Source organism: Haloimpatiens massiliensis (genome assembly GCF_900184255.1).
Taxonomy (GTDB): Bacteria; Bacillota; Clostridia; order Clostridiales; family Clostridiaceae; genus Haloimpatiens; species Haloimpatiens massiliensis.
In genome coordinates this window covers 1,404,254-1,430,822 of record NZ_LT854640.1, presented here as the reverse complement: position 1 = coordinate 1,430,822, position 26,569 = coordinate 1,404,254, and the positions used below count along the sequence as shown (strand labels likewise).

Sequence of the window (26,569 nt, the reverse complement as noted above, 5' to 3'; positions counted from 1 at the left end):
TTATAACACTTTTCCCCCATCTGGGATAGCAGATTCATAAAAATTTTTAACTATATTAACCATTTCCTCCGGTAACATCCCATATACTTCACTAATAATATATTGTGGAACTTTTTTGTAGTAAGCTTCTGCAATTCCCCCTGTCATACACGCAATAGTATCACTATCTCCTCCAATTGAAACTGCATTTCTTATAGCATCTTCGTAATCCTTAGATTCTAAAAATGCTCTTATAGCTTGAGGAACACTACCTTCACAAGAAACATCGAATGCATACCATTTCCTTATGCTGTATAAACTTTCATCTAAATCATAATTAAATCTTTTCTCTATAAATTTTTTTATTTCCTCTTTTCCATTGCCTGTTTTTGCTAGATATATAGAAGTAGCTACAGCTTGAGCTCCTTTAATTCCTTCTATATGATTATGGGTCACTTCTGCACTTTCCTCTGCTTTTAACATAACCTCTTCAATAGAATTATACACATAACCTATAGGACTCACCCTCATAGCTGAACCATTTCCCCAGCTATTATATGGTTTAATATCTTCTGAGGTCCCCCATGTGTAGAATCTCCCTCCAAATCCTACATCAGGATATTTTCTAAACCATTCTTTATAACTTTTAGTAAAAGATTTACCATTCAATATGGAATCCATAGTTGCAATTGTTAATACTGTATCATCAGTAAATCTTGAATAATGACTAAATAATTGAAATTCCTTGCTTTTTATATTCTTTCTTTCAAAAACTGAACCTATTATATCCCCTGATATTGCACCAATCACTTTTACAACACTCTCCCCTTATAATCTCTAGTTTTTTAATAATTTTTTCATAAATCTCATTAAGATTTATATTTTTTTCATCATATTTATCCTATAAATAAAAAAAATCACGTATACATTTATTTTTATAGGAACATACTTCTTATTAATCCCTAATTTACAGTCTCCAATCCCCATAAAAGACTTTATTTAAATGCTTTATTTAAAAAATTTAGTTAAATATCACCACAATTTAAAACTTTACTTTGAACTCTATAGAGACTAGTCCTCAAAACCCTGTACTTTACATTTAAATTATACTTGTCTATATAATAAATTACATTTGGGATTGGCCACTAGAAGTTTCTATTATATAAATATATATTTTTAAAATTATATTATGACTTTTTCTCATTTATAGTTATATTTATTATAATTGGTGTACTGGAAATTTATTGTCCACATAGCGAGAATAATTGTTAACATTCTGTTAATGATTCAAATTTATTTTCAATTTAAAAATGCACCCTAAATCGGGTGCATCCTTTTTCACTAATTAGATTTATCTTTTTTATTTTTATCCTGAGAATTTTCTTTATTTACATTAGATTTATTATTTACATTTCCTTTTGAAGTTTCACTAGATTTACCATCACTATTTTTCAAATTACTATCTTGTACCTTATTGATGCTAGCTTTTTTTTCTTCCCCTTTACCTTTTTGTGACTGGGTATTTTTATTATCTTCTCCTGATTTAATTTCATTTCTATCTATTTTCTTAACCTGTTCTTTCTTTTGTGACTTATCTTCTACTTTATTTTGTTCACTATTTTTCACTTTGCTCTCTACTTTATTTTCATTATTTTTATCCTTTACTTCATTATCTTTTTTATCTTCATTATCTTCTTTATCCTTTTTTAATCCTTTCTTTGCTTTAACAGCTTCTACTTTTTTGGCAATAGCTTCATCTAACTCTTGTTTTTTAACATTAAGTGCTTCTTCAGCTTTTTCAAGTTCTTCTTCTGCTTTCTTTATAGTTTCTGCATCACCTGAAGCTTGTGCATTTTCTAATACAGCCTTCGCTTCATTATATGCCTCTTTAGCATCGTTAAATTCATGTCTTTTTTCCACCATAAGTCTTACTGCTTCTTTTTTATTTTTTTGCATTTCTATTACAGCCTCTATATTTGCTTTAGCCTTTTCTGGTAACTTTTCCTTTACACCTTCTAAAACTTTTATAGAATTTTCTGTATTTTTAGCAATAGCATCTTCCACTTTATCTATTTCATCTTGAGTTTCCTCATTTTCTTCTTCATTAGCATTATTTTCATTTTCTTCTTTTAATTCATCTACTGTATTTTGAACTTCTTCCATAGTTTCATTATAATCTTCTAGAGTTTCCTGTACTAATTCACTATCTTCCTTTTCACCCATAACTTCTACTTCTCCAAGTCTTTCTTCTGAAATACTTAGTAGCTTGTCTGCTTTATTTTCATCAGAAGTAAAATTTAAACTTATTTCTTCTAAGGCTCTATCAACCTTGTAAAATATACTATCCGGAGCTATGCCCGCTTTATCTTTATATGACACTATTTCCTCTGCCTTTGCGACTCCTCCTAAAGCCAATAAAGCTGTAATTGTTAATATACATATTTTTTTCATATTTTTCTCCTCCCCATATAAAAATTTAATATTAATTATTCAACTTTCGCAGTCATAAAATAAAAATATAAATTTTAAATGAAGAATAACGCTCTTTTAGAAATTAACTATAATTGAAATTTGCAGATAAGTAGTAGGTAAATAGGTAATAGCTAAGAACTAAGAAGTAAGAGTTAAGGATAAAACTCAAAGAGTTTTTTATAATTAATTTGTAAGTAATAGTTGTGCTGAAAATTCAGCCTTGCTGAATTTTTTCAAGCGCTCTTCCTTTTTACCTATTAGTTCTTACCTTTTCACTCTTACTTCTTACTTTTTACCTCTTACCTATTCTACAAATTTGTATTTTACATTCTAAATTTTAAATTAAAAACCCTTATTAATCTAATGTAGAGTTTAAACTTTATGTGCGAAAATTGAGTTAATTATATCTACAATTATATTTACGATTAAAAAAAATTTTTTTAAGGGGTATAGTACCACTTTAAAATTTTGTGGTTAATTCGTATATAATAATGTATACTATTTTCTATGATTCGAGGTGATTTATATGGAGCTAGATTTCTTAAGAAAAGAAAATAGAGATAACTTTATAAAGGAAAGTATGCATTTTATATATAAAACAACAAATAGAATTTGCAAGAGAAATTTAGATAACAAAAATGATGATGAAATAAGCATAGCTCTTATAGCTTTTAATAAAGCCTGTGATACTTATAATCATAAAAAGGGAAGTTTTTTTAATTATGCTTCTGTAATAATTAAAAACTCATTAATAGATTTTTTTAAAAAATCAAATAAAGTTCCTCTTGTAACTTGGAATGATGAGGATACCCTCAAATTTATTGATAATGATATATCTATAAATAATTTTAATATTGCTTCTGAGAATTCTATAAGAATGGAAGAAATAAAATTGCTAAATGATGAATTAAAAAAATATAAATTATCCTTCATGGATATTGCTAAAAATTGCCCCAAACATAAGGACACTAGAAATAACCTATTAAACATAGCTTTAGCTTGTGTACATGCCAAAACTATAGTTTCTAGCTTAGAAAATAAAAGACAACTACCAGTCAAAGAAATATGTTTAATTACAAATAGTAAAAGAAAATTAATAGAAACCTGGAGAAAATACTTAATAGTACTAATTATAATATTATCTAGTAATGACTATCCTTATATCAAAGGATATCTTAATATTGAAAAGGCAGGTGATAATAATGATTAAAAGAGGAATAGTAATGGAAATTAATAAAAATAAAGTTGGCATCCTAACCCCCGGTGGAGAATTTATTTATGTTAAAAATTCAACTCCCTCTCCCTCAATAGGAGAAATATATGAATCAGAAGAGTTTACTAAAAAATCATCTATTTACAAAAACACAAAAAAACTTTCTATAATTGCAGCTTCCTTGCTTATTATATTTCTATGTACAACATTTTTTAAGTTTTACAATAGCATAGCTTACGCAGTAACTATAGACATAAATCCATCTATTAAATTAGAAGCAAATATGTGGAACAAAATAATTAAAATTACAGCTTTAAACACTGACGGTAACAATGTAATAAACAAGTTAAACTTAAAAAATCAAAACTTAGAAAAGGGAATTCAGTTAATACTTAAAGAAGCCCAAAGTGAAAATTATATAAATGATAATTACAAAAATGGAACTAAATCTATAAATTTAAGTTTTAAAGGTGATACAACAAAATTAAACCTTAGCAATATAGAAAATGAACTTAAAAATTTAAAAGTAAACTACAATATCGAAACTTCAAAAGGCAATAAAACTAATTCTAAAAAAAATAGAACACTTAATGGTGACATAAAAAATAATAATTCTAATGATATAAACTCTAAAAGTAAATCAAACAAAGGTGTTAATAACTCCAAGAATGAAAACAATACTTCTAACAAAAAAACTAACAATTCATCCAATGAAAATAAAAGTAATTCACCAACAAAGAAGATTCAAAATGACACGAATTCTAAAGGAAAAAGTAATAGTAATAAAGATATTAAAGTTAATAAAAATTTAAAGAATCAGGGAAATATTAAAATTCCTCCTAAAAGCACAAAAAATTCTCCTTCTCAAAACAAAAATAAAAATAATACAGGAAAAGATAATAAAGAAAATAATAAGCCTTAAAAAAGTAAGTATAAGAATGTTGTTGACATGTGCATTTTTAAATATTATATTAAAATTAAGGTATGGAGATCATTTTATAATCTCCACACCTTCAAAATTTTATCATAGAATGCTATTTACAGAAAAAGTTTCATACTATCGAAAAATCATACTATTTTAATTTGTTTCCATCTAAATTCCAAATATTCATCCTGTATATAGCATGTCCTTTTATATTGCATATAGAAATGGTTCCTATATTTCTACTATCTTCACTATTACATCTATTATCCCCTAATACAAACACTTCTCCTTTGGGTACTTTTACCTTCATTTCTGGTTCAGTTATAGTATTATTAGATAAGTAATTTTCCTCTAATTCATTATTATTAACATAAACCTTTCCTTTTGATATTTCCACTACATCTCCTGGAAGCCCTATAATCCTTTTAATATAAAACATTCTTTCATCTTCATAAGGCTTAAATATAATTACTTGACCTCTTTTATAATCCTTAGTAAACCTACTTATTTTTTCAACTATAACTCTATCACTACCATTTTTAGTATTCAGTGTAGGTTGCATAGATACTCCCTGTACCTCATTTATTCCTATTACACAGGTTTGAATTAATATTGCAAATAAAAATATAACCCCAAATTGTAATAAATCCTTAAATTTTTGTTTCACGATTTATCATTAGTGAGAAAGTATACTATAGGTATCTACTCTCACTAAAACTCCCCTCCTTTCATTTTATACACTTTTTAACGTCCAATGAATTTTTAAATCTCTTTATAAGAACATTATACCATGAAGATCTATCCTTTATTTATCTTCAACCCTAATCCTTTTTTTTGAATGATATATGAATGTACATTTTCTTTTTCACCTTTAAGTATACCAATATCGAACTTTGATAAATCCAATAATTATTATATTTTTTATTTAATCAAAGATTTTTTGTAGCATAGCGGAGAAAAATCATCCTTTAGTCGGCTTTTCTTCTCCTTTAATAGCTTATGCACGAACCGAAAAATCTGTCTTTAAGGTAACAATAAATATATTTTTTTAGACTATCGAGCTAGCCTTAGAAATTCTTTGTTTTTAAATTTCAATACCCGTTAAGAAGCTTTCATGTTTGAGCGCCATTAGAAGCGAGTTTGAAAGCTTTAGGGTATTGAAATTTGAAAACATTAGAATTTCTTGGCGTATTGGGAGCAGTCTTAAAAAAATATATTTATTGTGGACTTAAAGACAGATTTTTCTTATTAAACTTGCGTCATAATTTTCTTATTTAGAGTAGTCGTAAAATCCTTTTGATGTTTTTCTTCCAAGCCAGCCAGCTCTAACGTATTTTCTAAGTAATGAATGAGCTCTGTATTTTGTGTCTCCTGTCTCATTATATAGAACATCCATTATAGCAAGACATACATCAAGTCCTATAAGGTCACCTAATGCTAGTGGTCCCATTGGATGGTTTGCTCCGTATTTCATAGCTTTGTCTATATCCTCAACTGAAGCTACCCCTTCAGCATATATTCCAATGGCCTCATTAATCATTGGTATAAGTATTCTATTTACTACAAAGCCGGGGGCTTCTGCCACCTCTACAGGTTCTTTGCCTATGTTTATAGCTAATTCTTTAATTTTTTCAAAAGTCTCTTGAGATGTAGCCATACCTCTTATTACTTCTATTAACTTCATAATAGGAGCTGGATTAAAGAAGTGCATTCCTATTACTTTATCTGGTCTTTTTGTAGCGGAAGCTATTTCTGTTATAGAAAGTGATGAAGTATTAGAAGCTAGTATTGCATCTTCTTTGCATATTTCATCTAATTCAGCAAATATTTTTTTCTTTATTTCCATATTTTCTATAGCTGCTTCTACCACCAAATCACAATCTTCTGCTAAATTTAAGTCCGTAGTTCCTGAAATTCGTGTAAGTATTTCTTCTTTAACCGACTCGTCCATTTTTCCTTTTTTAACTAATTTAGAAAGGTTTCTATTTATATTTTGTAATCCTCTGTCAACAAATTCATCCTTTATATCTCTTACTAAAACCTCATGACCATTCATGGCAAAAGCCTGTACTATTCCAGAACCCATGGTACCAGCACCAAGTACACATATTTTCATATTTTACGCCCTCCTTTAATATTAAAACCCCAAGATAATTTTATTATATGATTATCCCACAAAAGTATTAAATTACTTGAATTATGAAGTTTTTCTGGAATGATTTGCATAATAAGCAAAGGAACTGTTTAAAATTATTGTTCCGAGCTCTTATGCAAGTCATGAAAGATAAATTTCATAATTCCACCACATTGTACCTTTTTGTAGTTTAATCATTATATAAAATATTTTGCTCTAATATAACATTTTTACCTATGGGCAATTCCTCGAGCTAGACAAGCAAGTGTAGGTTTATTGCCAAATGTATAAATATATCTTTAGAGCAAAATATTCATTTATTTATATAGTTTCTATAAGCTAAATAACCGTAGAGTGAAGTTTTACACTTTTCCAAATTATCAGTCTTTTTAAATTATTTCTTTAGCCTTAGCTATCATTTCTGGTATAACTTTATTTAAATCTCCTACTATTCCAATATCAGCTACTTTCATTATTGGAGCGTCTCCATCTTTATTTATAGCTATTATAAAATCACTATCTTGCATTCCGGCTAAATGCTGTATAGCTCCTGAAATACCGCAAGCAATGTATATTTTGGGTCTTACAGTTTTTCCTGTTTGACCTACTTGAACAGCTTTATCTACCCAACCACTTTCTACTGCTGCTCTTGAGCCACCAACTTCTCCACCTAGTGCATCCGCTAACTCTTTTAATAACTTAAAGTTTTCACCGGCACCTACACCTCTACCGCCAGATACAATGATCTGAGCCTCACCTATATCTACTGTTTCTTTAGCTAGCTTAACTACTTCTTCAACTTTTGTTCTAATATCACTCTCATCCAATTTAACAGTGGCTTTTTCAATTTTACATTTACCATTTTCATTTTTTAGTGATTTTTCAAAAACTCCTGGTCTAACAGTAGCCATTTGTGGTCTGTGAGCTCCACATACTATTGTAGCCATTAAGTTTCCACCAAAAGCTGGTCTTGTCATTAATAGATTATTATTTTCCTCATCTATATCTAAAGCTGTACAATCTGCAGTAAGTCCTGTTTCTAATCTCGCTGCAACTCTTGGTCCCAAATCTCTTCCTATATAACTTGCTCCTATAAATAATATTTCCGGCTTTCTTTCCTTTATTAAATCACATATAACTTTTGTATATCCATCAGTAGTATAGTTTTTTAATAATGGACTATCTACTACTAAAACCTTATCTGCACCATAATCAGCTAAATCTTTTGCCATAGAATCTGTATTTTCGCCTAACAGTAAAGCTGTTAATTCTACTCCTAATTTATCCGCAATCTCTCTTCCTTTTCCTAATAGTTCTAATGCAACCTTTTGTATTTTTCCATCTCTTTGTTCCGCAAAAACCCAAACGCCTTTATAATCTTCTATGTTCATTTATTACCCCTCCGATTCCATTAAATATAATGTTTCTCTTTTAATTTTCCAATTGCGTAAGCTGCAGCTTCCTTGGGTGGCAAGTTAATTACTTCTCCTGCTCCTTTCGTTTCCTTAGTAGCTGACTTCTTAACCTTTGTTGGTGAACCTGATAATCCTAGAAGGGATTTGTCTACATCTATATAATCTGCATTCCATAGTTTCACTTCTTTATCAAAAACTCCAAATATATTTCCTATATTCATATATCTTGGATGATTCAATTCTTTTATAGCTGTTAAAAGTACTGGCATTTTAACTTTTATAGTTTCATATCCATCTTCTAACGCTCTTCTAACTTTTAATTCTTCTCCATTTACTTCTATCTTTTCAACATATGTTATTTGTGGAAGATCTAAGTGTTCTGCTATTTCAGGACCAACTTGAGCTGTATCTCCATCAATAGCCTGTCTACCTGCAAATACTATATCATAATCTAGTTTTTTAAGTGCTCCTGCCAGTGCACGAGAAGTAGCTAGTGTATCTGCTCCTGCAAAAGCTCTATCGGATATTAATATAGCTTCATCCGCTCCCATAGCTAAAGCTTCTCTTAAAGCTTTTTCAGCTTGTGGTGGCCCCATACTTATAACAGTAACTTTAGCACCTACCGTATCTTTTAAATCTAAAGCTTCTTCTAAAGCATTTTTGTCATCTGGATTTATTATGGATGGAACTCCTTCTCTTATAAGTGTTCCTGTTTTTGGATCTATTTTAACTTCATTTGTATCTGGTACTTGTTTTAAACAAACAACAATATTCATCTCAATGCCCCCTATCTTAATATACTGCCTGCTATAACCATTCTTTGAACCTCTGAAGTTCCTTCATATATCTCGGTTATTTTTGCATCTCTCATCATTCTTTCCATTGGATATTCCTTAGTATATCCATATCCACCAAATAGTTGAACAGCTTTCGTAGTAACCTCCATAGCTACTTCAGCAGCATATAATTTTGCTCTTGCAGCATCTACACTGTATGGAAATCCTTTATCTTTCTTCCATGCAGCGTTATAAACCAATAACTTAGCTGCTTGTATCTTAGTATCCATATCTGCTATCATCCATTGTAATCCCTGGAATGAAGATATAGATCTTCCAAATTGTTTTCTTTCTTTTGTGTATTTAATAGCTTCATCAAATGCACCTTCTGCTATACCAAGTGCCTGTGCGGCAATACCTATTCTTCCTCCATCTAAAGTTTTCATAGCTATGGAGAACCCTTTTCCTTCCTTTCCAACTAAGTTTTCCTTAGGAACTATGCAATCTTCAAATATAAGTTCAGTAGTTGAAGATGCTCTTATGCCCATTTTATTTTCAAGTTTTCCTATAGAAAATCCTTTATAACCTTTTTCTATTATCAAACAAGATATGCCTCTAGTCCCCTTACTTTTGTCTGTCATAGCAAATATACAAAAAACATCTGCTGCTCCACCATTGGTTATAAATATTTTTGAACCATTAACTAAATAATGCTCTCCCATATCAACTGCTACAGTTTGTTGTCCTGCTGCATCTGTACCCGCATTGGGCTCTGTAAGTCCAAAAGCACCTATTTTTTCTCCTTTAGCAAGCGGTATCAAATATTTTTGTTTTTGTTCTTCTGTTCCAAATTGTTCTATTAAAGATGCACATAAAGATGTATGCGCTGAAAGAATAACTCCTGTAGAAGCACAAACTTTAGAAAGTTCTTCTACAGCTATGATGTATGATAAAGTATCTCCACCAGCTCCCCCATATTCCTTAGCAAAAGGTATTCCCATCATTTTGTACTTAGCCATTTTCTTTACATTTTCCATAGGAAATTCTTCTGTTTCATCAATTTCTGCTGCTAATGGCTTAACTTCATTTTCTGCGAATTCTCTTACCATTTGTTTTACTAATTCTTGTTCTTTTGTCAATGCAAAATTCATTTACTTTACCCCCTTATTTATTTTTTGTTTTATTTATTTTTAAAATTTTTATTTCTTTTTTCAACAAAAGCATTCATACCTTCTTTTTGGTCTTCTGTTGAAAAGCATTCCCCAAATATTTCCGACTCATATCTTATAGCAGTGTCAATATCCATCTGCATACCATTATTTATAGCTTCCTTACTTAGTCTAACTGCTATTGGTCCATTTTTAGCTATAACTTCAGCTAATTTCATGGCCTCATCCATAAGTTCTTCTGGTTTATACACTGCATTTACAAGTCCTATACTCAATGCCTCTTCTGCGGTAAAAAATCTGCCTGTAAATATCAATTCCTTTGCCATACTGGTACCCACATATCTAGCAAGTCTTTGAGTTCCACCAAAACCTGGTGTTATTCCTAGACCTACTTCCGATTGCCCAAATTTCACTTTGGAAGAAGCTATTCTAATATCACAAGCCATGGAAAGCTCACACCCTCCACCAATAGCAAAACCATTTATTGCTGCTATAACTGGTTTTGCTAATATTTCTAATTTTCTAAAAATTCTATTTCCAAGTATGCTAAATTTTCTTGCTTCAATAGTTGTCATATCTTTCATTTCATTGATATCTGCTCCAGCTACAAAAGCTTTGCCTGCTCCAGTTATTATAATTACATATATATCCTCGTCCTTCTCAACATAACTTATAACTTCATTAAGTTCATTTAAAGTTTCGGTATTTATAGCATTAAGCACCTTAGGCCTATTCATAGTAATTATCCCTATTTTTTCTCTCTTTTCAAAAATAATGTTTTTAAGTTCCATATTACTCCTCCCCATATCTATATTAACATATTTTAAAAAAAATATATATTATATTATTATATTTTTAATTCATAATTTACGTTACTATCATTACTAATTCAAATGTAAAATTTAACATAATTAATTATCAATAAAATTTGAAATTGCTCAAGAACTTCTTTATTTATAAATTTATATCTTCAGAAGCCCTTTAGAGTTTTATCTTTAAAATGAATAATATGATTAACCCACAATAAGGTACAATGTAATGGAATTATGAAATTTCTTCTCCATAACTTGCATAAGAGCTTGGAACAATAAATTTAATTTAAGAAATTCTAATCTTTTAGCCATATAAAATTATCTAACGCTCACATTCAGCGTCCTGCCTCAGGTTCGCTAGCCTGGCGTCCTTTTAAGGGTTACGATAATTTTATCTGTCTAAAAGAAGAATTTCTAAAATTAAATTTAAACAGTTCTTTTGCTTCTTATGCAAGTCATTCCAGAGAAATTTCATAATTCAGGTAATGTAATGCTTTTTGTGGGATAATCCTAATATTACATAGATTTATTTTTTTCGTTATTTTATTAACAATATTATAAAAAAATAATTGAAGCTGAGCTCCAATTATTATTCTATCCCCATAATAATGTAAATTAAATATAATAAACATTTTTTGTTTACCCTACTATATAAAACTAAATATACCATTAAAATTTTTTAAACCTAATTAATATCATCATTCATTAAACAACTAAGTGTTAGCAAACTTTCACTCAAATGGACATTTTCTACTACTATATCAATATCCTCTGATATCTGCAAATCTACAGGAGCAAAATTCCATATTCCTTTTACTCTATTTCTAACTAATATATCACAAACCTTCTGAGCACTATTCTTAGGTACACATATTACACCTATATCTATATTGTTTTTTCTTAAAAAATCATCTAAAAAATCAATATCTAAAACTTCAACATCGTTTATTTTCAATCCTATTATTTTAGGATTTATATCAAACATGCCCTGAACGCTAAATCCCACTTTATCAAAATAAGTATAGTTAACAATAGCCTGACCTATATTTCCTGCACCTATTATTACAGTTTTATAAATTTTAGTTAATCCTAATATGGCACTGACTTCATTGTAAAGTTCCTTTACATTATATCCATACCCTTGTTGTCCAAAGTCACCAAAATTATTTAAATCCTGTCTTATTTGAGAAGCAGTAAACCCTATTTTTTCACTAAGTTCTTTTGAAGATATTCTATCTATATCATTTTCAATAAGCTCTCTTAAATATCTATGATATTTAGGTAATCTTTTAATTACCGCCATAGATATATTTTTTTTCTTATCCAATTTCTACACCTCCCTACTACGAAAATTATCTTATATCTGCCTTACTACAGTATTTGTATAACAACATAATTTATACCGTAATTATAATACTATTATTCTATTATATACCCTGTCAATAGTTAATCCTAATATTATTTTATGTAATTATGTTTTTTGTATACATCCCCCTATTTTAACAGCATCTTGATTAGGCTATATTAATTATATTATTTTTCACCAGGTTTTTGCAAGTTAAAATATTCCTTTAGCCTCCAAATGGAAACATGTTTAAAGGTGAACAGAATCCGTATTTATCTAATGTTTTAAAGTTATCTGTGACAATTGAGTCATAATAACTATTGAACAAGAGATAATACCTGATCATGTTCACCTTAAATTCAATCTCCATAATCTTATCATATAAACAACGGAGAATTTATAAAGTTATTTATAAATTATACTGTTTTAACTGCTTCTATAATATCTTTTGTTGTTAACCCATAGTGTTCTAATAATTCAGCTGGAGTTCCTGAATGACCAAACTTGTCCTTTACACCAACCATCTTGACTTTTGTTGGATATTCTTGTACCAATACTTCTGCTACAGCAGATCCTAACCCACCTATAACACTGTGTTCTTCTACAGTAACTATTTTGCCTGTTTCCTTAGCCATCTTGATAATAAGTTCTTTATCTATGGGTTTAATGCTTGGCATGTTTACGACATTTACTTCAATACCTTGCTTTTTCAATTCTTCTGCCGCTTCTAAAGCTACAGATACCATTATGCCTGTTGCTATTATAGTTGCATATTTTCCGTCTCTCAATACTTCACCTTTCCCTATTTGGAATTTGTAGGTTTCATCATGTACAATAGGAACTGCCATTCTTCCAAGTCTTATGTACACAGGTCCTTGATGCTCTACTGCAGCAAAAATAGCTTGCTCCGTTTCCACAGCATCTGCAGGATTTATTACTACCATATTAGGTATACTTCTCATTAAAGATATGTCCTCTATAGCTTGATGCGTAGCTCCGTCTTCACCTACAGTTAACCCTGCGTGAGTTGCCGCTATTTTCACATTTAAGTTTGGATATGCTACAGAATTTCTTATTTGCTCAAATGCTCTTCCTGTAGCAAACATAGCAAAAGTGCTTGTAAAAACGGTTTTACCACTAACAGCAAGTCCTGCTGCTGTTCCTATCATATCCTGCTCAGCTATTCCCATATCAAAAAATCTCTCTGGTGCTGATTTTGTAAACTCTATGCTCTTTGTGGATTTTGCAAGATCAGCATCCATAACTACTACATCTTTATTAATTTTACCTAGTTTAATTAAAGCTTTTCCATATGCTTCTCTGGTTGCTACGTTCATGCTATTTATCTCCTTTCAATTGAGCTAAAGCTTCTTCTTTTTCTTCAGGTTTTGGAGCTACACCATGCCATGATGCTTGATTCTCCATGAAAGACACTCCTTTACCTTTTACTGTCTTAGCTACTATTGCTGTAGGCTTTCCTTTTGTAGCTTTTGCTTCATCTATTGCATTTTTTATTTCATCAAAGTTATGTCCATCTATGTTTATTACATGCCATCCGAAAGCTTCAAACTTCTTATCTATTGGATAAATATTTTTAACGTCTTCATTTCTTCCATCGATTTGAAGTCCATTATTATCTATAAATACTACTAAATTATCTAAATCATAGTGTGAAGATGTCATAGCTGCTTCCCATATTTGTCCTTCTTGTATCTCCCCATCTCCAAGAATTGCATAAACTGTATAGTCTATTTCATTTAACTTTCCAGCTAAAGCTATACCATTTGCTGCTGACAATCCTTGTCCTAAAGAACCTGTTGTCATGTCAATCCCTGGTGTTGAATGTATATCAGGATGACCTTGTAAAATAGAACCATATTTTCTTAATGTACTTAAATGTTTTTTATCAAAATATCCTTTTTCTGCAAGTGTTGCATATAAAGCTGGAGCAGCATGGCCTTTGGACAACACTAATCTATCTCTTCCTTCCCAATGAGGATTTTCTGGTTCTATATTCATTTTATCAAAATATAATGTTGCTAGTATATCTGTACAAGATAAAGACCCACCTGGATGTCCAGATTTAGACTGAGCTATCATTTCTATTATGTCTATTCTAATCTGAGTAGCTACTTCTTTTAATTTTTCATTATTCATTATTTTATCACTCCTACAATTTAGTTAAGATTCAATAACAACTTTCATAGCCTCTCCGCTCATAACTTTTTCAAAAGCTTCTTCCCAATTATCTAAACTATAAATATCTGTAACCAATGCTTTAGCATCCACTTTCCCTGTTTTAAGTAAATCTAATGCCTTAACCCATGAACTTGGTTTTTGACTTCTGCAACCTACATAATTAATTTCCTTTTGTATTATTTTCTCCTGATCTAATTCATTTAATGACTTAACAAATAATCCAACTTGCACTAAAGTACCTTTTTTCCTTAGTAAATCTAGAGCAGAATTCACTGCTGGTACAGCCCCTGAACATTCAAAAACCTTGTCCACCCCATATTCATTTGTTAATTCATTAACAATTTCTTTTAGGTTTTCCTTTTGAATATTTACGGTTTTGTCTATACCTAAACCTTTAGCAAACTCTAATCTATCCTTGTCCTTATCAATGCCTGCTAATATTACATAAGCACCGTTAGCTTTAGCCACTTGAGCTGTGAAATTACCTATAGGTCCAGGTCCAAAGATTAATACCTTTTCTCCCTTTTTTATTGATGTTTTTTCCATTACAGCATGTGTTGTACATGCTAGTGGTTCAGTTAAAGACGCTGATAATAAATCTACTCCTTCCGGAAGCACATGCACACTTTCTTTTCTGGCAATGACGTATTCTGCAAAACTTCCATTTTGTTGAGTACCCAATCCTTTTCTATTAGAGCATAGGTTGTAATCTTTATTTTTACAGTAGTCACATTTTCCACATATATAAAATGTAGTTTCACTAGTTACATTATCTCCGATTTTTATCCCCTGTACGTTTTTACCTACACTTACTACTTCTCCAGAAAACTCATGTCCTAAAACTACAGGAACTTTAGGATTTTTGTATTCTCCCTTATACGTATGTATATCAGATCCACATATACCTGAATATTTCACCTTTATTTTAACTTGTTCTTCATTAAAATCCGGTTCCTTTATATTTCTTAACTCCATATTTCCGTAGCCTTTTTCATATTTTAATAAAGCTTTCATCCTTTATCACCCTCAATAATTTAGTTATTACTTACTATCCCATGAATACCTACTACCGCTATATTCTATACTCTATGAAAATGGGACATAACAATAGCTACGCCCCTAAATAAAAATTGCAAACTCTCAAATCGAGAACATTCTACCCGAAATAAAGGGCTTTGTTTATTGATTTTCATCAGTTAATATCATTACTTTGTTATATTCTTCTGTTCTAGAACCTATCATTTCAAAAGCTTTACTAGCTTCACTTAATTTATATCTATGTGAAATCATTTCTTTCAATTTAATTTTTCCATTTTTAACATATTCAACACTCTTTGTCCATTCTTTTCCTGGGAATGGTGCTGAGTATGAATTCCAAAATCCTTGTACAGTTAATTCTCTTCTAAATATATTTTCAAAAGCTTTTTCTCTTAATAAAACATCTGTATAAGCTATTCCTAGATAACCTACTTTTCCACGTTTTTTAGTTATTAAAAGACATTGCTCTTCAGTTATTTTAGAACCTGCACATTCTATAGATATGTCTACACCCATGTCTTCTGTTATTTCGTTAATTCTTTCTACTGGGTCACACTCTTTTGCATTTATGCAAGAATCTGCTCCTAAAGCTTTTGCTTCTCCTAGTTTAACTTCTGATATGTCTACTGCTATGACTTTTTCTACTCCATATATTTTTAACCATTGAATAACTAGCTGTCCTATAGTTCCAGCCCCCATAACAGCAACTGTATCTCCAACACCTGGCTGAAGACCTAAAACTCCATGCAATGAAACTGCTAATGGTTCTATCATTGCTGCGCTTTCAAAATCCATATCATATACTTTTATTAAATTTGTTCCTGGAACTTTTGCATATTCAGCAAATCCTCCATAAGACTTAGCTCCAAGCATTCCATGATTTTCACACATAGAATATAAACCTGATTTACAATAATAGCATTCATTACATGGTATAAATGGTATAGCCGCTACTCTATCCTCTATTTCAAATCCTTTAACATTGCTTCCAATTTCAACTATCTCCCCTGAAAACTCATGTCCTATTATAGCTGGTAAATCATATTTCCAATTTTTCAATACTCTTGGAGGATCTGAACCACAAATTCCACTGGCTTTGACCTTTACAATAACAGAATCATCATCACATTGAGGCTTTGGTACTTCTTCATAGCGCATGTCTCCCACCCCATACAATACTGATGCTTTCATTTAATCATCTCCATTCAATTATCTATTCTTATTTTGTGTTATAATATTAATGGTTTATTTTTTTAATATTAATGGTTGAATTTGTACTAATCTTGTATTTCAATAAATATATCAGCAATTTTCATGCCATTTTTATTAATTCAATTTATTTTTAAGGGTGTTTATAAAAACACCCTTCTTTTTATTATTTAATTTAGAATAATCCACCTATTACTTGGAATATTTTTATAACTATCCAGTTTAAGAAGTTTCCACCCATATCTAAACTTGACACTAAAGTGGTTCCTTTTGGTATAGCAAAATGTGCTTGCTGTGCCATCATTGTGTGGAATGATGCTATATTAGTTGCCATCAATAATGATAATGCCATGATTATAGTTCCAGTTATAACTGAGTGAACTATGTTTCCCTTATGAGCACCAACAACGAAGGCTATGTAAAACGGTATTGTAGCTAAATCACCAAATGGTAATACTTGATTTCCTGGTAATATAACTGATAATAATAATGTTATAGGAACTAATATTAATGCTGTTGCCATTACTGCTGGATGTCCAACAGCAACTGCTGCGTCAAGACCTATAGTGATATCGACCTTTTCACCAAATTTCTTTTGTAAGAATTCTCTTACTGATTCTGATACTGGTATTAATCCTTCCATAAGTATCTTAACCATACGAGGCATCAATAGCATAACACCAGCCATTGAAATACCCATTTGTAGTATCTTACCAAAATCATATCCTGCAAGTGCACCTAATCCTAAACCTAGTATTAAGCCCATCATCATTGGCTCACCAAATATTCCAAATCTCTTTTGTATAGTCTCTGGGTCTGCTTTCAAATTCTTGATTCCTGGAATTTTGTTTACAACCTTAGCTATTGGAATACCTATTAATCCAAAAGCTGTAGTTGAACCTGTTGGTAGTGAAACTCCTTCTAATCCAAAGAAATTTTCTACCATTGGCTGAGTCTTGTCTGCAATCTTTAAAACTGCTATTTCATATATGATTCCACCTAGTATAGCTAACAAATAGTTACCATTTGTTAAAACAAATACACTAGCTGCCGCTGCAGTAAAATGCCAATAATTCCAAATATCTATATCCATACATTTTGTTGTTTTTGTAAGTAGCATTACTATGTTAACTGCCATAGCTATTGGTATCATAATAGCTGCTACTGGTGATGCCCAGCTTATAGCAGCAGCTGCCGGCCAACCCATATCAATTATGTTAAGTTGCAATCCAAATCTTTGAACCATTTGTTGAGCAGCTGGTCCTAAGTTATTAACAAGCAATCCTACTACTAAATTAATACCTACGAAACCTACTCCAATGGTAATACCTGATTTAAAAGCTTTTTTAAATCCTTGTCCAAAAGCCATTCCTACTATTGTTATTGTAAGCGGTAATATAACTGTTGGCCCCAGGTTTAAAATATATTGTACTACCGATAATAATCCATCCATGTTTTTTCCCCCTTAATATTTATTTTTTAAAACAATTGGATTAATTCTAATGTATTGGTTTACATTTCAAACTGAACTTAAAGTAAAAATTACTTTAAGTAGTTTATTATTTCTTGATCTATTTTTGCTGTATTAATGTTTGTTAAATAATTCATAGCTTTGATTACTGGAAATTTGTATTGTCTTGGAGGAATTGTTGTTGTAACAAGTAAATCCGCCTCATCTTCTTTAGATGCTACCTCACCCATTTTACATTGAATAACTCTTGCATTTAAGCCATTGTCCTTTATTAATTGTTCTACCCTGTTTGCTACTACAGTTGATGTAGCTATTCCTGTTCCACATGCTACTAAAACTACTTTTGTTTTTATACTCATTTTACTCTCTCCCTTACTTTGTATATTTTAATAATTTATATATAAACTAATTTAAATTAATTTATATTTCTTCTTAAGTTAGCTAGTCCTTTATTTATCCAACTCTTCAATAACCTTTACTATTTCGTCCACATTTGCTGCCCCAACCATTTTTTCAAGAGTATCTTGATCTTGAATTAATCCCATTAATTGTTGAAGCATCATAACTTGACTATGTGGCTCATTTAAAGCCATCATAAAAACAACGTTTACACTTACCTTTTCATCCATATCACACATATTGCTAAACATTACTGGTTTTTTTAATGTAGCTAAAGCTACAGCTGGAGTATTTACATGTTCAGCATCCGTATGTGGAATTGCTACATTGTACTTTGTCAAAGTTAATCCTGTAGGAAATACCTTTTCTCTTTGAACTAACCCATTAAAAAAACTTTCTTTTACATATCCCTCTTTTAATAATACATTAGACATCTTCTGAAAAACTTCTTCTCTATTTTCTGCTTCCAAATTACATATAATTAATTCCTTTTTAAAATAATTTTTTAAGTTCATGTTAACGTTTAACCTCCTGTATGTTATATTCTTTAGCAAGTCTCGTGCCACTTTACCGGCTAATTGTGTAGTTTTTTATAAAAATTTATTAAACATATATTTTCAATAATTATTAAAAGCAATTTACATGCCAATTTATATAATTTGATCAATTATTTTTTCTTTCATTTCCGCAACATCTTTACTTTTCTTTATTTTATTAAGCTTGTTTGGAACAGATATAACACTATGTAACTCTAATATTCCTTCTTTTTCATTTTCATTTATAGCTAACATACATATAAAATCTACTTTTTTCTCCTCATCCCACCATATGCTTTTTTCTAGTTTCATTATGGCTATGGCTGGTTTTATAACATATTCCGGTTCTCCATGGGGTATTGCTACACCATTACCCATAAAGGTAGCTCCCACTATTTCTCTTTTATACACACTTAGTGTAAAATCTGATGATACATAACCTTTTTCTTGAAGTAAACTACACAATTTATCTATGACTTCATTTTTGGTAGTACAATTTTCTTCTAATAATATAATTTCTTCATTTAGTAATTTTTCTAGACGTCTCTCCTTTTTCCATTGCAGTTTTTGCTCATTCTTGGATGCATTTACACCTATAATCTTTTTTATTTTATTAACTCCTATACCATTTAGTACTTCTTCGAAAGATATAAAAGGTATATTATTCACTTTAGGATTTACTGTTCCTACCACTGCAATTATATTGCTTTTAGAAGATAACTTTTTAATTTCTTCTTCCACATGGCATTCACCTATAAGTCCCAAAGACACTACATTTATATCATCATCAAAATTGTCTGTTAAATCTTCAATATATTTTTTTATTTTTAAAGCAGTTCCATGCCCTGTTATACAAAGAGCTATTATAGTTTTAGGATTTTCACTAGATTTTTGTACTCCTTCAACTATTCCTACATAATTTTTATCACCATCTAATGCCTCTGCGATTTCATAAAGATTACTGTCCGGTATCATAGCACGTCTCACAGCTTCTAATACCATCACTGTGTCAACTCTTCCTATAACCCTAGTAGGAATCCCTGTGTCCTTAGTTATAATTTCACCAAAAGTAACCAAAGAACCCATATCAACTAATATCAAACATCCTTTTCCTTCATCTATTTTCTTAACAACTTCTATTGTTCTCTTTAAAGCTTCCTTAGGACTTTCATCTAAAGACATTTCTATTCCTACAGCATGATTCACTCCTAGAAGTTTATTGGCAACTTCCGCCATAGCTCCAGCCACTCTACCGTGGGTTAGTACAATTATAGCCACCCTGCTCTCCTTGCTTTTCTTATCATTAGTAAATGTTTTCAAATACATAGCTAAAAATCCTATTTCATCCTCTGGCAACTCTATATTTAAATCTTCATTTATTTGATTAGCCATAATCTTTGCCACTTTATACTCCAATGCATATTCAGATTTTATATAATCTAGTTGAGGATTTTTTATTTTCTTGCCATTATTTAATCTTTCATATGTAGAACTTAAGTGTATAGCTACACAATAATAGAAATTTTTCTGTACATTATCATAGAAATTTCTAGCTATCTCTACAGTTTTCTCTACAGCATTTATTATTTTGTTTCCCACTACAGCACTTAATTTCTTATTTACATCTATAGACTCTAATTCATTATTCTTTACAAAATTATTTAATTGAAATTCAACTTTTTCACTGACTATTTTATTTATTGTTTTTTTATCTAACCCTTCTTTTTGAAGTTCACTAAACTTTTCTTCTATAAATTGATAGATATTTTGTGGCAAAACATATCTATCCTTTTCCTTTGTTTCTTCATTTAACATATTTGGACTTACATTTATATTACTATTAAATAAATTTTCAATTTTAGGCTCTCTTTTATGTATTTCTAGTATTTCTTTTTTAACATGGGAGGGTAATTCGTTTATTCCAACTATTATTCTATTTAAATTGTTAATTTTAGCATGAAGAAGTCCTCTAGCACAAGCTACTTGAATATCACTTCTTAACTGTCCTACGTTTCCTGGGCACTCATACAACATTAAAGATTTAACAGCTTCATAAGTAACAGTAATATCTTTTCCCACTCTAAAAGATTCCTTTGAAAAGAAATCACTTATAAGATCATATCTTTCTTCTAAAGGCTTATCTTTTATAGAAGGAAGCTCTATTACCATAGGAATCCTTCTTGTAAACGTAAGAAGTAGAGATGTTTTTGGTTCCTCTGTAGTTGCAGCAATAATCATAACATCAACAGTTCTAGTACTTTCAGCTTCTCCAAGCCTTCTATACATTCCCTTATCTAATAAATAAAATAGTATTTCTTGTCCTTCACTAGGCAATCTATGAACTTCATCTAAAAACAGAATTCCTCCATGAGCCTTTTCTACAAGACCTTTCTTATCTCCAACAGCTCCTGTAAAAGCTCCTTTTGCATACCCGAAAAGTTGAGCTAATAAAAGTTGTGGATTATCTGAATAATCTGCACAGTTAAAGATTACAAAAGGAGCATCTTTTTTAAAATTTCCTGACTTTATAGCAAAATCATACATAGCTTGAGCAAAAAAAGTTTTTCCTACTCCAGATTCTCCTAAAAGTAACGTATGTAGTCCATGAGGAGGATATAATATAGCAGCTTCTGCTTGGCTAACTTGAACTTTTAATGATTTGTTGTATCCCACTATTTTTTCAAAAGCTACCCCATGTTGCTTCACATGCTTCTCCACATTTAATTCCACCTTTTCATCCACTTTTTCTTCCACTGTTTTGCCCATTTTTACATCCTTCTTTAGTTCATGTTCTTCATATGCCTTTTTATCACTATCTATGGAACCACCCTTATTATTTTCCAAAATTTCCTTTTTCATTTGAACTGCGGAATATCTAGAAATTTCATACCCCATTTCTTTTAGTTGACCTGCCAATTTTCTGTCAGATATATTTACATCTTCCAATAGTATTTTTTTAATATCCTCATATATAAACTTTTCTCTTCTCTCTCTAGAATTAGGTATTCCCTCTTGAATTCGAATTTCAGTTACTGCTTCCCTTGCTATATTGAGTTTTTCACCTATCTCTTTATCAGTAAAAGGATTTCTTTTATCTTCTCCCTTTATTATTTGGATAATATCTACTTCATTCATACTTTTTCTCCTTTCACAAAACAATTTTACTTTATTAATTATTCCATTTTATATTAGCTAAAATTTCTGATATAATTATTAAGGGTATTCCATTAATGCTAAATGTACCAATGATCAATGATCATTTATGCTACAATACAACATTCAAAATTTAAAATGGAATTAATATAAATTACCAATTGTAATTAAATTCTATAATCATTAATCTTGCAAGATTTAAACTGAACTCTACAGGATTTAAAATATTTTTTTGGTAATTAGTACCCATTATTCTTTCATATTTTTAAGTTACATATTTAAAAATATACCATAAAATCAAATTTCTTTTCAATGTTTATGAATTTTTAGTGTAGGATAATTTCAATTAATATAGATATATCCATTTAGCAAAAACTAAATGAAATTTTTTTAGTAGCTTTCATCAATTAGCAAATTATTATCCAGTGTTCTGTCTGCCATTCCTATTTTTTATATATAAGATGAAGTTATTATGATAAATAAAACAAAGTGAAATAAATAGAGAATAGAGATGAGCATAATTGATAAAAAATCAAATGATTAAAGTAAAATAGTTCCAAATTTTCTTGAGCGGAGCTTGTTGAGAAGAATTTGAAGTAGAGATTAATAATAAAAAAAGCAAAAAGGGCAGACTACTCCCATAGTAAAAAACAATGTTAAAAAATGTATTTTGATTAAGCTGTTCTTTTAAATCCCGATAGGGATTTGGATTTATCTATACAATCAGATTTTATAGCAGCAAGTGCAACGGTTAAAAGGCAAATGTGTCCAATAGTATTTAGATTAGTAACAGAGTTAATATTTCTAACATGAGCTTGTTCAGTATTGAGATTTTTCCATCTTGAATTGTATCTTTCAGATTCAGTTCTTAAGCTATATATTTTCTTGAAAAATATAGAATCACGATTGATAGAAGCTCTATAATCAGTTCCAATGCTTATGTATTTTACACAACCTCTGTTTTTCTTACCATTAAAATATTTTTTATGCTTACATGGACATAATGAATCATCTTTTGATTTTCTATAAGGACAACAGAATTTTTGCTTAATATAGGAATCAAAGTATTGTTTGCCATCTTTATGCATGGCTAAACCGCCATTGCATATAACATTACCTGTAGATGTTAAACTATTTTTCTTAGTGCCACGCTTATTTAAGGCAATGAAAGCAAGCCCTTTAAGGGTGTTACGAATAAAATCATGATTTTGCTTTGAATCATATCCTTTATCAGCAATAATGTAACTGTCTTTTAGTGAAAACCATTCATTTGTAGCAGTAAGAATTTCTATAAAATTAGAAATTTCATTGATATCGGCAGTTGTAGTAAATTCAGCAATAGGAAGACCCGATATAGCATCACAAATAACATGATTTTTGTATCCCCAGTAAAATTCATAATTTTTCTTTGATTTATTGGGTTTATCCTCTGAAACTTGAACATTCAAGGAGTTATTAGCAGTATGAACTCCTAGTTTACAATCTTTATCAGAAGATGGAGGATTCTTTTTAGAAAACTTGTTACTTGAAAAAGATTTGGGATTATTAAATTTAGTATTAGCTTTAACAGGAGTGGCATCAACAGATACAAAATTGTTATCAATAAAACCTAACTCCTTAAGAACATTAACTTGATTTTTCATGATTTCTTTAAGATAAGAGTTAGATAAATTTTTAATAAATCTCTGAAAAACCCAGTATGAAGGTAAAGATTTAAGAATGTTAAAACCACAAAGTTGGGCTATAATTAAATTATTTTCTAAAAAATCTTTAAGATCAGTAATTTGGGCAAACTTCTCACATTTCATGACGATGAAAGCTCTAAAAAGAGCATGGCGTGAAAATCCAGTAGGGCCATATTTAGAAGGAACCCTATCGGGTAATGGAGATAAATCAAGATTATCAAAGATTTTTGTATAAAAATTGATAAGCTTTTGAGAAGTAAAAAGTTCAATTATGTTAAAGATTTCTTGACGTTGGTACATAGAGGTTTCCTCCTTATTGTTTTTATATTATGTGTGGTAATATAGTATAATTCGACAAAAATGTGAGGAAATCCTATGATATATATTTGAGTGATTAAAAAAAAATAGCCCTACGTGGCTAGTGATATCAAGGCCTTAGAGTTATGCTCAAGGCTAATAGAGAATTTTAAGAAGGTGATTATAATGATTATTTTAAGTTGTAAAGATATACATAAAAGTTATGGAATAGATGTTATTTTAAATAAAGTATCTTTTAATATAAATGAAGGAGACAAAATTGGATTAATTGGCGTAAATGGTGCCGGAAAATCCACCTTATTTAAAATACTTACCGGAGATATTGAGCAAGATAGTGGGGAACTTTTTATAGATAAAAATAAAAAAATAGGATATTTATCTCAGCATTTATCTCTAGAATCTTCACTTAATATACATGAAGAAATGCTCACTGTATTTAAAGATTTAACCGATATAGAATCGAAACTAAAAGAACTAGAAAAAAAAATGAACGAACCCTATAGTGAAGATAATGCACATTACCATGAAAAGGCTATAAAAGACTATACCACATTAACAGAAGTTTACAATCATAGAGGTGGATATGTATACAAAGGTGAAATCAATAGAGTATTAGCAGGATTAGGCTTCCTAGAAAGTGATTTCCATAAACCAATAAATATATTAAGTGGTGGTCAAAAGACTAGAGTAGCACTATGTAAATTACTTCTTGTAAAACCCGACATTTTATTACTTGATGAACCTACCAACCATTTAGATTTGGATGCTATAGAATGGCTAGAGGAATATTTAAAAGATTATAAAGGTTCTGTACTTATAATTTCTCATGACAGATATTTTCTTGATGCAGTCACCCATAAAACCTTTCAATTAGTAAACGGCTGTATGAGCATGTATAATGGGAATTATTCCAAGTCATTAGACTTAAGAAAAAAAGACTACGAGGTTCAACTAAAAGCTTATAACCTTCAGCAACAAGAAATAAAAAGACAAGAAGACATAATAAAAAAGTATAGGTCTTTTAACAGACAAAAAAGCATAAAAGCCGCAGAAAGCAGACAAAAAGCACTGGACAAAATAGACCGCTTAGAGAAACCCGATGAAGATACAAAGTCAGCTCGAATTACTTTCGAAACCAGTATAAAAAGTGGTAATGATGTACTTCACATAGAAGATTTAAGTAAGAGCTTTGGAGAAAAACATCTTTTTAGCAATTTAAATTTAGATATTAAAAGTGGAGATGTATCAGCTTTAATAGGCGAAAATGGCAGAGGTAAAACTACACTTTTTAAAATAATAATGAATAAGCTAAGCCCAGATTCAGGAATTAAAGTTTTAGGTAAAAATGTATTCTTAGGATACTACGATCAAGAACAATCTGATTTGAATTTAAATAAAACTGTTATAGATGAGGTTTGGGACACTTTTCCGAATCTAACTCAAACAGAAATACGAAATTATCTAGCTGCTTTTCTCTTCACTGGTGATGATGTTTTTAAAGAAATTCATACTCTTAGCGGAGGGGAGAAGTGTAAAATAAATCTTTTAAAACTTATGTTATCTAAATCCAATTTTCTTCTTCTAGACGAGCCTACGAATCATTTAGATATTATGTCTAGAGAAGCTTTAGAAGATGCTATACTTAACTACGATGGCACCGTATTATTAATATCCCATGATAGATACTTCTTAAATAAAGTAGTACACAAAATATATGAATTAAAAGAAGATGAATTAAAAGAATATCTAGGAGATTATTCTTATTATATAGAAAAGAAAAAAAATCCATTGAGATTTGAGCTAGAGGAAGAAAATGATGGTAAAACAAAAACCCAAATAAAATTAGAAAAGAAAAAGAAAAGAGAAGAGGAAAAACTGGAAAAGCAAAAAAAATTAGATATTAAAAAAATAGAAGAAGATATATCCAATAAAGAAAAGCTTCTAGAAAAACTGCAAAATGAATTGTGCAAAGAAGAAGTATACTCCAATCCAGAAAAAAGCGAAAATGTAAATAAAGAAATTATATCTTTACAAGCTGAAATAGATACACTTTATGGAGCCTGGGAAGAATTATCTGGTTTGTAAATATTAAACCATAAGTGCAAATATTAAATTTGCAGATAATTAATAGATAATAGAGTAGGTAATAGCTAATAAGTAAGAAGTAAGAGTTAAGGATAAAACTCAAGGAGTTTTTATAATTAATTTGTAAGTACTAGGTAAAAAGTAATAGTTGTGGTGAAATTAAGCCTTGCTGGATTTTTTAAAGAAACTCTTACTTTTTACCTATTACTTAATTATTACCTTTTTCACAAATTTAC

The 26,569-nt window shown here is 30.1% G+C and carries 21 protein-coding genes; 3 read left to right on the top strand and 18 right to left on the bottom strand.

Going from position 1 to position 26,569, the window contains the following annotated elements; all coding sequences use genetic code 11:
- Together C1715_RS14940 and C1715_RS14935 are read right to left on the bottom strand one after the other, a co-directional pair.
- On the bottom strand, positions 1-789 hold the full coding sequence (locus tag C1715_RS14940) for an ADP-ribosylglycohydrolase family protein (RefSeq protein ID WP_102401237.1): 789 nt from the start codon (positions 787-789) through the stop codon (positions 1-3).
- Between the two features lie 531 nt (positions 790-1,320).
- Complete coding sequence (locus tag C1715_RS14935) at positions 1,321-2,430, bottom strand: DUF5667 domain-containing protein (protein ID WP_102401236.1); 1,110 nt, start codon at positions 2,428-2,430, stop codon at positions 1,321-1,323.
- Positions 2,431-2,977: 547 nt separating this feature from the next.
- Here C1715_RS14935 and C1715_RS14930 point away from each other — a divergent pair.
- Together C1715_RS14930 and C1715_RS14925 are read left to right on the top strand one after the other, a co-directional pair.
- Complete coding sequence (locus tag C1715_RS14930) at positions 2,978-3,661, top strand: sigma factor (protein WP_102401235.1); 684 nt, start codon at positions 2,978-2,980, stop codon at positions 3,659-3,661.
- Positions 3,654-4,586: an anti-sigma factor domain-containing protein gene (locus C1715_RS14925; protein ID WP_102401234.1), complete on the top strand. Its 933-nt coding sequence runs from the start codon at positions 3,654-3,656 to the stop codon at positions 4,584-4,586. Before C1715_RS14930 ends, C1715_RS14925 begins: the two co-directional genes overlap by 8 nt.
- 151 nt (positions 4,587-4,737) lie before the next feature.
- Here the strand turns inward: C1715_RS14925 and lepB are convergent, their stop codons facing one another.
- The 16 genes from lepB to C1715_RS14845 all read right to left on the bottom strand — a co-directional run bounded on the left by lepB (position 4,738) and on the right by C1715_RS14845 (position 24,230).
- Complete coding sequence (lepB, locus tag C1715_RS14920) at positions 4,738-5,256, bottom strand: signal peptidase I (protein WP_180964105.1); 519 nt, start codon at positions 5,254-5,256, stop codon at positions 4,738-4,740.
- A 603-nt stretch (positions 5,257-5,859) separates the two neighbouring features.
- Positions 5,860-6,705: a 3-hydroxybutyryl-CoA dehydrogenase gene (locus C1715_RS14915; protein WP_102401232.1), complete on the bottom strand. Its 846-nt coding sequence runs from the start codon at positions 6,703-6,705 to the stop codon at positions 5,860-5,862.
- A 407-nt stretch (positions 6,706-7,112) separates the two neighbouring features.
- Entirely contained in the window at positions 7,113-8,114 is a 1,002-nt protein-coding gene (locus C1715_RS14910) for an electron transfer flavoprotein subunit alpha/FixB family protein (RefSeq protein ID WP_102401231.1), read from the bottom strand.
- 20 nt (positions 8,115-8,134) lie between these two features.
- A complete protein-coding gene (locus C1715_RS14905; protein WP_102401230.1) occupies positions 8,135-8,914 on the bottom strand; it encodes an electron transfer flavoprotein subunit beta/FixA family protein in 780 nt (259 codons plus the stop codon).
- 11 nt (positions 8,915-8,925) lie between these two features.
- Positions 8,926-10,065, bottom strand: coding sequence for an acyl-CoA dehydrogenase (locus tag C1715_RS14900; RefSeq protein WP_102401229.1), 1,140 nt, complete (start codon positions 10,063-10,065; stop codon positions 8,926-8,928).
- Positions 10,066-10,094: 29 nt separating this feature from the next.
- Positions 10,095-10,874, bottom strand: coding sequence for a short-chain-enoyl-CoA hydratase (locus C1715_RS14895; RefSeq protein ID WP_102401228.1), 780 nt, complete (start codon positions 10,872-10,874; stop codon positions 10,095-10,097).
- A gap of 706 nt (positions 10,875-11,580) precedes the next feature.
- On the bottom strand, positions 11,581-12,222 hold the full coding sequence (locus C1715_RS14890; RefSeq protein ID WP_102401227.1) for a redox-sensing transcriptional repressor Rex: 642 nt from the start codon (positions 12,220-12,222) through the stop codon (positions 11,581-11,583).
- 434 nt (positions 12,223-12,656) lie between these two features.
- Entirely contained in the window at positions 12,657-13,577 is a 921-nt protein-coding gene (locus tag C1715_RS14885) for a transketolase family protein (protein WP_102401226.1), read from the bottom strand.
- Position 13,578: 1 nt separating this feature from the next.
- Complete coding sequence (locus C1715_RS14880) at positions 13,579-14,397, bottom strand: transketolase (protein ID WP_102401225.1); 819 nt, start codon at positions 14,395-14,397, stop codon at positions 13,579-13,581.
- Positions 14,398-14,421: 24 nt separating this feature from the next.
- Positions 14,422-15,453 carry a zinc-binding dehydrogenase gene (locus tag C1715_RS14875; RefSeq protein ID WP_102401224.1) on the bottom strand — a complete coding sequence of 344 codons (1,032 nt, stop codon included), beginning with the start codon at positions 15,451-15,453 and terminating at the stop codon, positions 14,422-14,424.
- A gap of 165 nt (positions 15,454-15,618) precedes the next feature.
- The gene (locus C1715_RS14870) at positions 15,619-16,668 is read right to left on the bottom strand and encodes a galactitol-1-phosphate 5-dehydrogenase (RefSeq protein WP_102401223.1); all 1,050 of its coding nucleotides are present in this window, start codon (positions 16,666-16,668) and stop codon (positions 15,619-15,621) included.
- 193 nt (positions 16,669-16,861) lie between these two features.
- Positions 16,862-18,139 carry a PTS galactitol transporter subunit IIC gene (locus C1715_RS14865; protein WP_102401222.1) on the bottom strand — a complete coding sequence of 426 codons (1,278 nt, stop codon included), beginning with the start codon at positions 18,137-18,139 and terminating at the stop codon, positions 16,862-16,864.
- Positions 18,140-18,228: 89 nt separating this feature from the next.
- Positions 18,229-18,516 carry a PTS sugar transporter subunit IIB gene (locus tag C1715_RS14860; RefSeq protein ID WP_102401221.1) on the bottom strand — a complete coding sequence of 96 codons (288 nt, stop codon included), beginning with the start codon at positions 18,514-18,516 and terminating at the stop codon, positions 18,229-18,231.
- 90 nt (positions 18,517-18,606) lie between these two features.
- Positions 18,607-19,071, bottom strand: coding sequence for a PTS sugar transporter subunit IIA (locus C1715_RS14855; RefSeq protein WP_102401220.1), 465 nt, complete (start codon positions 19,069-19,071; stop codon positions 18,607-18,609).
- Positions 19,072-19,206: 135 nt separating this feature from the next.
- Positions 19,207-22,227, bottom strand: a complete 3,021-nt coding sequence (locus tag C1715_RS14850) for a sigma 54-interacting transcriptional regulator (RefSeq protein WP_102401219.1) — start codon at positions 22,225-22,227, stop codon at positions 19,207-19,209.
- Between the two features lie 692 nt (positions 22,228-22,919).
- The gene (locus tag C1715_RS14845; protein ID WP_102400621.1) at positions 22,920-24,230 is read right to left on the bottom strand and encodes a transposase; all 1,311 of its coding nucleotides are present in this window, start codon (positions 24,228-24,230) and stop codon (positions 22,920-22,922) included.
- 183 nt (positions 24,231-24,413) lie between these two features.
- Between C1715_RS14845 and abc-f the strand changes: the two genes are divergently transcribed.
- The gene (abc-f, locus tag C1715_RS14840) at positions 24,414-26,333 is read left to right on the top strand and encodes a ribosomal protection-like ABC-F family protein (protein WP_102401218.1); all 1,920 of its coding nucleotides are present in this window, start codon (positions 24,414-24,416) and stop codon (positions 26,331-26,333) included.
- Positions 26,334-26,569: the final 236 nt, after the last annotated feature.

Bases quoted from the DNA above. Each gene is read 5' to 3' on its own strand.
- C1715_RS14935 (WP_102401236.1), bottom strand. From the start codon at position 2,430: ATGAAAAAAATATGTATATTAACAATTACAGCTTTATTGGCTTTAGGA.
- C1715_RS14930 (WP_102401235.1), top strand. From the start codon at position 2,978: ATGGAGCTAGATTTCTTAAGAAAAGAAAATAGAGATAACTTTATAAAG.
- C1715_RS14925 (WP_102401234.1), top strand. From the start codon at position 3,654: ATGATTAAAAGAGGAATAGTAATGGAAATTAATAAAAATAAAGTTGGC.
- C1715_RS14915 (WP_102401232.1), bottom strand. From the start codon at position 6,705: ATGAAAATATGTGTACTTGGTGCTGGTACCATGGGTTCTGGAATAGTA.
- C1715_RS14910 (WP_102401231.1), bottom strand. From the start codon at position 8,114: ATGAACATAGAAGATTATAAAGGCGTTTGGGTTTTTGCGGAACAAAGA.
- C1715_RS14905 (WP_102401230.1), bottom strand. From the start codon at position 8,914: ATGAATATTGTTGTTTGTTTAAAACAAGTACCAGATACAAATGAAGTT.
- C1715_RS14900 (WP_102401229.1), bottom strand. From the start codon at position 10,065: ATGAATTTTGCATTGACAAAAGAACAAGAATTAGTAAAACAAATGGTA.
- C1715_RS14895 (WP_102401228.1), bottom strand. From the start codon at position 10,874: ATGGAACTTAAAAACATTATTTTTGAAAAGAGAGAAAAAATAGGGATA.
- C1715_RS14885 (WP_102401226.1), bottom strand. From the start codon at position 13,577: ATGAACGTAGCAACCAGAGAAGCATATGGAAAAGCTTTAATTAAACTA.
- C1715_RS14880 (WP_102401225.1), bottom strand. From the start codon at position 14,397: ATGAATAATGAAAAATTAAAAGAAGTAGCTACTCAGATTAGAATAGAC.
- C1715_RS14875 (WP_102401224.1), bottom strand. From the start codon at position 15,453: ATGAAAGCTTTATTAAAATATGAAAAAGGCTACGGAAATATGGAGTTA.
- C1715_RS14870 (WP_102401223.1), bottom strand. From the start codon at position 16,668: ATGAAAGCATCAGTATTGTATGGGGTGGGAGACATGCGCTATGAAGAA.
- C1715_RS14865 (WP_102401222.1), bottom strand. From the start codon at position 18,139: ATGGATGGATTATTATCGGTAGTACAATATATTTTAAACCTGGGGCCA.
- C1715_RS14860 (WP_102401221.1), bottom strand. From the start codon at position 18,516: ATGAGTATAAAAACAAAAGTAGTTTTAGTAGCATGTGGAACAGGAATA.
- C1715_RS14855 (WP_102401220.1), bottom strand. From the start codon at position 19,071: ATGAACTTAAAAAATTATTTTAAAAAGGAATTAATTATATGTAATTTG.
- C1715_RS14850 (WP_102401219.1), bottom strand. From the start codon at position 22,227: ATGAATGAAGTAGATATTATCCAAATAATAAAGGGAGAAGATAAAAGA.
- C1715_RS14845 (WP_102400621.1), bottom strand. From the start codon at position 24,230: ATGTACCAACGTCAAGAAATCTTTAACATAATTGAACTTTTTACTTCT.
- abc-f (WP_102401218.1), top strand. From the start codon at position 24,414: ATGATTATTTTAAGTTGTAAAGATATACATAAAAGTTATGGAATAGAT.